The following is a 6,000-nucleotide window of genomic DNA, read 5'->3' as shown; positions in this document are numbered from 1 at the left end:
TTGCCAGGCACGAAAAGGAACAGCGACTAAGCGCTGTTCTTTTTTGTGTCTATAACTGGTATTCTTCCTAACTAACATTTTTAATATAAATGCATTTATTTAACTCGTTTAACCTGATGCGCAGTTTATCGTTACGCCTTAGTCGATGTCCTGTCTCAGCATCAATCGCTTCTTCGCCCAATTCAATCGGATAGTTTGATTTATTTAAAACCAGTAATGTATTCTCAGTAATGGGAACAAACGTGATTTGGTCGGTTTCTTTGAACTCCGATTCAAGCGTAAACAATTGGTTGAGACAGAATTCTCCTTTAAATGCCTTCAATTTCTTAATTTGAGAGTCCATTTTAGCATGTGTATCCGCATCTTCAATTTCAATCACAATTTGACCGCTAAAGCCCCGGCTTTCCTTCCTTCTTTTTGCCATGAAAGTGATGATAGGTGTTAACAAAAGAATCGCACCTACCACAGTAATCACAATATAAAGCCATGGATACAGCTGCGATTGTTTAGAGGATGGCACATTCACATCTTCGGCACTAGGTACAGTAGTATTTCTCAGGATGGTGATTTTCTGCGGCTGTGTTTCACTAAGGAAACTGTTGCCTTCTGCTTTAACCATCACCTCATAGTTCGCTCCATCTCCTATTTTATACTCGCCTGTAAACCCATTATCTTGGGCATCTAATGGAACTTTCTCGGACTCTCCCGTGTCTAGATCCTTTACAAAAAGAGCAGCTTTCATTGTCTTGTAAATTTCCTTGTTTGTTATTCGCTTGCCGTTATCCTCAAAGAAGGCAGAAAATTTAATAGAATCACTTGCTTTTATTTTTTTAGAAAGAGGGGCAAGTCTCAGCTGTAAATCATTGTTAAAAACAAGATTAATTTCGATCATATCTTTAGGAAAGCCCTTTACCTTAAGCGTCCAATCTCCTTGGACAGGATCCAGTAATTTTAGAATGGAGTATTTCTTTGATTTTAATAAAAGGATTTTGTCAGACGGCAAGGTTTGTTCTTTGCCGGATGGATCAACTAGTTTCATTTCGACGGGCTTTTTGGAAACAAGGGAAATGTTTGCTTCTAGCACATTCTCATTTGGAATCTTGATGTTAATGTCCTGATATTCCTGTTTGGCAACGACATCTTTTATAGGAACTACTTTTAACTTTAAGTGATTGGCGAAAATCTCACTTAGAATTCCGGGTAAATCATTCGCATGACTTGTTTCGAAAAATTTACCGTTTGTGGTTGAAGCAATGTTTTTGAGGACTTCTTTATTTAACTTTCCATTAGCGTTTAAGCCAATTACATAAATCGGATACCCCTTTGCTTTAGCATCAGCCACTGTCTCTGCAAGGTCATCCTCGGCTTGTTTTATGGTTTTTCCTTTATTATCCAGCAAATCATTGTTACCATCTGCTAATAAAACGATGAGAGGGAGATAACCCTTTTCATGGCCTTTATTAAGGACGTTGACCGCCGCCTTTACTCCTACAGAGATATCAGTTGCAGGATATTTTTGGAGTGAATCAATAAAGGCTTTTAGCTCCTTTTTGTCTTGTTCTGAATGGATTGTTACGAGCTCTTTCTTGCTGCGAACCTCATCAGAGTAGGCAATGACTCCGATTTTATCACCCGTTAGTGATGCCATATCTATGAACATCTTCATGGCTTCATTACTAATCTTGTCTGGGTCGCTGGTTAGCATGGATTTACTGACATCTACAACTAGTACTCCTTCCATAGAGGAAGAGGGATCAGATGGCCCCTCAACGCCCTCTGCCACTACAGTTATAGAAAACACTAGGGTCAGCGCAGATATTAGTAAACTACAAATAATTTTCTTAAACATCAAATCTACACCTCCGGAGATTTTAATTAAATGGGTCATTTTATTAAGAATTTTATGTTCATTATATAATACCATTCTATCATTTTAGTGATAAATTACCTATGTAATACTAGGATAAAACGGGATAAGTATTTGTCGACAATTTTCGAGTTGTATCCTCGGTGTCAGGCACCAGTGGTGAATCTTTTTTTATATTAATGATTATTCTCTATGAATATGGTAAATTAATACTAATATATTTTTTTGAAAAAGAGGGATCATTTCGTGTCGAGAAAATGGAAGTGGACGATTGCTTGTTTCTTTTTCCTGCTTTTTTTAAATGCGTTCGGGGTCATTGCTGTAAAGATAATAGGCAGGTAAGGGGAACTGGCATTTCTCCGCTAAATTTTCCAAGTAGGGAATGATGAGTTTGACAACGAATTTAACCAAACCGATTTCAAGAAGCCTGCTTTTGGCAATAATCATTGTTACCATTGGGGCGGAAGTTCTACTCTATTTGACTCGTTATAGTTCTATGGCCAGCACCCTATATGATGCTGTCATGGTGTCTTCCTTTTTTATCGGTTGGAAGCTTTACCGAAGACTCAGAAGTCAGCAGGACCATCGGAAAAGTCCGCGCCAGATTATGCTTCAATTCACAGGCGCCTTTCTGATTTTCTTCCTAGGAAGTACGGTTGTAAATGTGTACTCTAACCTCACATTTGAAGATTTTAACAAAGATTATGATCAATACGTACAAGACTACACTGAGTCACAAGCCTTGGAAGTAAAAGGTGGAGCTGATAAGGAAATTATGGACCGACCAATTGGGTCTCTTTTTGAAAAAGTAGACACCATTGGATATGATTTATATAACGATATACTGGCCGGCTTGGAGGAGGTATGGCGGCTTTCGTACATGATTCTTCTGCTTGTGGTATTTAAAAAGGTTTTCCCGCGCCGCTGGGAGAGTGGCCGAAGAGATGGATTTCTGATAGCAGCGTTGTTTATCACCTCAATTCATTTTGGCATTGACCATACGCTCGATACGGAGCAGCCCTGGGCGATTCGAATTGGGGCAATTGTAACTTTTGCTAATATGGGATTCCTGTTTGGCCTCATCCTATTATGGACTCGTAATCTTTGGCTAACAGTTATTGTCCACGCCGTATACGATATCACCGCAACCCTATCATGGTACTATATCGATTACGCGGTCGAGTATTTCACCTTTGGTGTGTTAATTGTCCACGTGTGCCTCTTTATTTTAGAAAAAATTCACCAAAATCGATCCATGCAAAAGCTGGCGACAGTTCAGGATGGATCAATGGCAGAAGTGACGCAAAGCGTAGAGTAATAGAAAAGAGGTTGCCTCGTTAATAATACGGCAACCTCTTTGCCTTATATCCATTATCTCATTAATAATAGAGAACAAGTTACAATCGTTACTAGGATTAAGGTTGTTGTTAAAATCCATTTTTTACTAGATTTTTTTTTGCGTGGAAGAACAGGTTCACTGTTTTGATGGATTAGGGCATTAATCTTCAGTTCCTCAAGCTCCTGCTTTACTTTTTGTTGGGCGGTAGTCATCATCTTGCAGCCCTCCGAATTCATAGATTATATAAATATCCTACTACAAATAGTAACAATAAATCCATTTTTTATCCAATTTTCCATATAAAACTAGTAATTTGGTGCTATTTCCCGAGAAATGAAGAAGATTGTGTAATGGTGTCAGGAACCAATGAATAGAGATCTGGATATGCACTTGGGTAGTGTTGGAATTTGTAAGAAATTGCCGAAATTTATATTGTGTTTATTAGTTTCTATTAAAACACTAAATATGGTATGGTAGTAATAAATGGAAACAATAGGGGGTTCTTTTTGTGTTAAGACGTTTTCTGATAGGATTTATTATTTTATTTTTAGGGTTTTCAGTTCTTCCCCAGGCTCAAAAAGCTGAGGCTAGCACCATTACGAAAAAGCAATTAATTATTGTTAATAAAAAGATTAATAAGCTAGCATTTTACGAGAATGGTAAATTGGTAAAAACATACAGTGTTGCAACGGGAAGAACTTCAAAACTTACCCCGGAAGGGACTTTTTACATAAGAGAGAAGATTAAAAACAGACCTTACTATAAACACAATATTCCAGGCGGCGATCCTCGCAATCCATTAGGAAAACGCTGGATGGGTTTAAGTAAACAAGAGAATGGCGGTTATCCGTACGGTATTCACGGCAACGCAAATGAGAGTTCAATTGGGAAATACATTTCGGGCGGTTGCATCCGGATGCATAATAATGAAGTGATTGAATTATTTAGTAAGGTAAATATTGGCGCAAAAGTGGTTATTACTACTTCCAATAAGAGCTTTAATCAGTTAGCTGCACCTTATTTCAAAAATATCGATATCAAAGCACCAGCCCTTCCAGTAGTTAATACGGTTGGAGATAATGTTAAAAATGTATCAGGAAAAACTGAAAAAGGTGCAACGGTTACCGTTAAAATTGGCACCAAAAAGTACACTGCCAAACCAGCAAATTCAAAAGGTCTATTTTCAGTAACGATTCCAATGCAGAAGGCCGGTAATAAACTATATGTTTCTGCCAAGGATAAAGCAGGAAATGTTAGTAGTACAAGAACTGTAATTGTAAAGGATAAAACAGCACCAGTAGTAAGTGGAGTAAGTAATAATGGTAAATATAACAAGAATGTTACCATCTCCTTTAAAGAAGGAAAGGCGACACTCGATCAAAAATCAGTAAAAACAAAAATAGTGGTAAAAGCGGAAGGTAAACACACTTTCGTGCTAACTGATGCTGCAGGCAACAAGACAACAGTTGTGTTTACGATTGATAAAACAGCACCAGTAGTAAGCGGGGTAAGCAACAACGCCCTTTATAATAAGGATGTTACCGTCTCCTTTAATGAAGGAACAGCAACATTAGACGGAAAAGTAATTAAAACAAAAGCAATAGTTAAAGCAGAAGGAAAACACACAGTGGTGGTAAAAGATGCGTTAGGAAACAAGCGAACTGTCGTGTTTACAATTGATAAAACAGCACCAGTAGTAAGTGAGGTAAGCAATACCACATACGACAAAGATGTGACCATCACCTTTAATGAAGGAACAGCAACATTAAATGGAGCACCAGTTACATCAGGGAAAATTGTTTCCGAAAATGGAGATTATACCTTAGTGGTAACAGATGCAGCTGGAAACAAGACGACTGTTGTATTTACTATTAAAAAAGTGGTGCCAATGCCAGTTTAATATTTTAAGTGCCGAGAAATAAACGGTGTAGGAAATGAACAGCACTCGATCATTCGTGATTAGGGTGCTGTTATTTTATTGTAGATTAATATAAAAAGTCCCAAGTGAATGAACTCACTTGGGACTTAGATTTAATTATTTTAATATTTGAACTTTCACTGTTTTTCTTCCCCATTGAATAGCTTTCTTATAAGAAGGAACGAAGATATCAATCTTGTTTCCTCTCATTGCACCACCAGTGTCACCTGCAATAGCATAGCCATAACCTTCAACATAGACTTTCGTGCCAAGTCTAATTACTCTCGGATCTACAGAGATTACTTTTAGGTTTGGGTTTTTCTTTAGGTTTATCCCAGTAGCTGTAATGCCGGAGCATCGTTTACAATTTGCTGTATAAGCAGTAGCGCTAACCGTAATGGTCTTTACTACTTTTAATTTCGTTGACTTACTCGTAGTAGTTACAGCTTTCTTTGCAGCAGGTTTACTAACGGTTGGGCTAGTAATCTTTAAATTTTGATTCGGGTGAATTGTATCTGATTTAAGGTTATTCCATTTCTTTAAGGTGTTCACGGAAATCTTATATGTTTTAGCAATACGATAAAGCGAATCGCCACTTTTAACTTTATATGTATTGGATGCTGCTAATGCGCCGTTATTACTTCCAAATAATATCATACCTGCCAAACTGAACATGACTAGGAATTTCTTCATAACTGAAAACCCCTTCCTTCTGTTATATAAAACTTACCACAATAGTATTACAGTTATATTTCAATAGCTTACTAGTTTTGTGACAAAACCGTGATAATCCGGTGTCAGGCACCATTCGTGGACAAAGTCGCGTGTTTTGTCTGTGTGGGGTGGACGCTGAAAGTGGATGACATGAAACGGGGT

At 37.7% G+C, this 6,000-nt stretch carries 5 protein-coding genes; 2 read left to right on the top strand and 3 right to left on the bottom strand.

Features of this window, described 5'->3' with window-relative positions:
- Positions 1 to 67 precede the first annotated feature (67 nt).
- Entirely contained in the window at positions 68 to 1,741 is a 1,674-nt protein-coding gene (locus BDR01S_RS16445) for a vWA domain-containing protein (protein ID WP_235846592.1), read from the bottom strand.
- Positions 1,742 to 2,258: 517 nt separating this feature from the next.
- Between BDR01S_RS16445 and BDR01S_RS16440 the strand changes: the two genes are divergently transcribed.
- Positions 2,259 to 3,185, top strand: coding sequence for a CPBP family intramembrane glutamic endopeptidase (locus tag BDR01S_RS16440; RefSeq protein ID WP_066258954.1), 927 nt, complete (start codon positions 2,259 to 2,261; stop codon positions 3,183 to 3,185).
- Between the two features lie 53 nt (positions 3,186 to 3,238).
- Here BDR01S_RS16440 and BDR01S_RS16435 read toward each other — a convergent pair whose 3' ends face one another.
- Positions 3,239 to 3,421 carry a hypothetical protein gene (locus BDR01S_RS16435; RefSeq protein ID WP_066258952.1) on the bottom strand — a complete coding sequence of 61 codons (183 nt, stop codon included), beginning with the start codon at positions 3,419 to 3,421 and terminating at the stop codon, positions 3,239 to 3,241.
- A gap of 293 nt (positions 3,422 to 3,714) precedes the next feature.
- On the opposite strand from BDR01S_RS16435, the gene BDR01S_RS16430 reads away from it, so the two are divergent.
- Positions 3,715 to 5,106, top strand: coding sequence for a L,D-transpeptidase family protein (locus BDR01S_RS16430; protein ID WP_066258950.1), 1,392 nt, complete (start codon positions 3,715 to 3,717; stop codon positions 5,104 to 5,106).
- Positions 5,107 to 5,241: 135 nt separating this feature from the next.
- Here the strand turns inward: BDR01S_RS16430 and BDR01S_RS16425 are convergent, their stop codons facing one another.
- Entirely contained in the window at positions 5,242 to 5,817 is a 576-nt protein-coding gene (locus BDR01S_RS16425; protein WP_066258948.1) for a 3D domain-containing protein, read from the bottom strand.
- Between the last annotated feature and the right edge of the window lie 183 nt (positions 5,818 to 6,000).

Origin of the sequence: Neobacillus drentensis NBRC 102427 (assembly GCF_001591445.1) — a bacterium.
Classification (GTDB): Bacteria; Bacillota; Bacilli; order Bacillales; family Cytobacillaceae; genus Neobacillus; species Neobacillus drentensis.
Note: the sequence above shows the minus strand (reverse complement) of the source record. Positions and strands in the feature narration are given on the sequence as shown.

Coding starts and splice junctions, on each gene's coding strand:
- BDR01S_RS16445 (WP_235846592.1), bottom strand. CDS start 1,741: ATGGAAGGAGTACTAGTTGTAGATGTCAGTAAATCCATGCTAACCAGC.
- BDR01S_RS16435 (WP_066258952.1), bottom strand. CDS start 3,421: ATGATGACTACCGCCCAACAAAAAGTAAAGCAGGAGCTTGAGGAACTG.
- BDR01S_RS16425 (WP_066258948.1), bottom strand. CDS start 5,817: ATGAAGAAATTCCTAGTCATGTTCAGTTTGGCAGGTATGATATTATTT.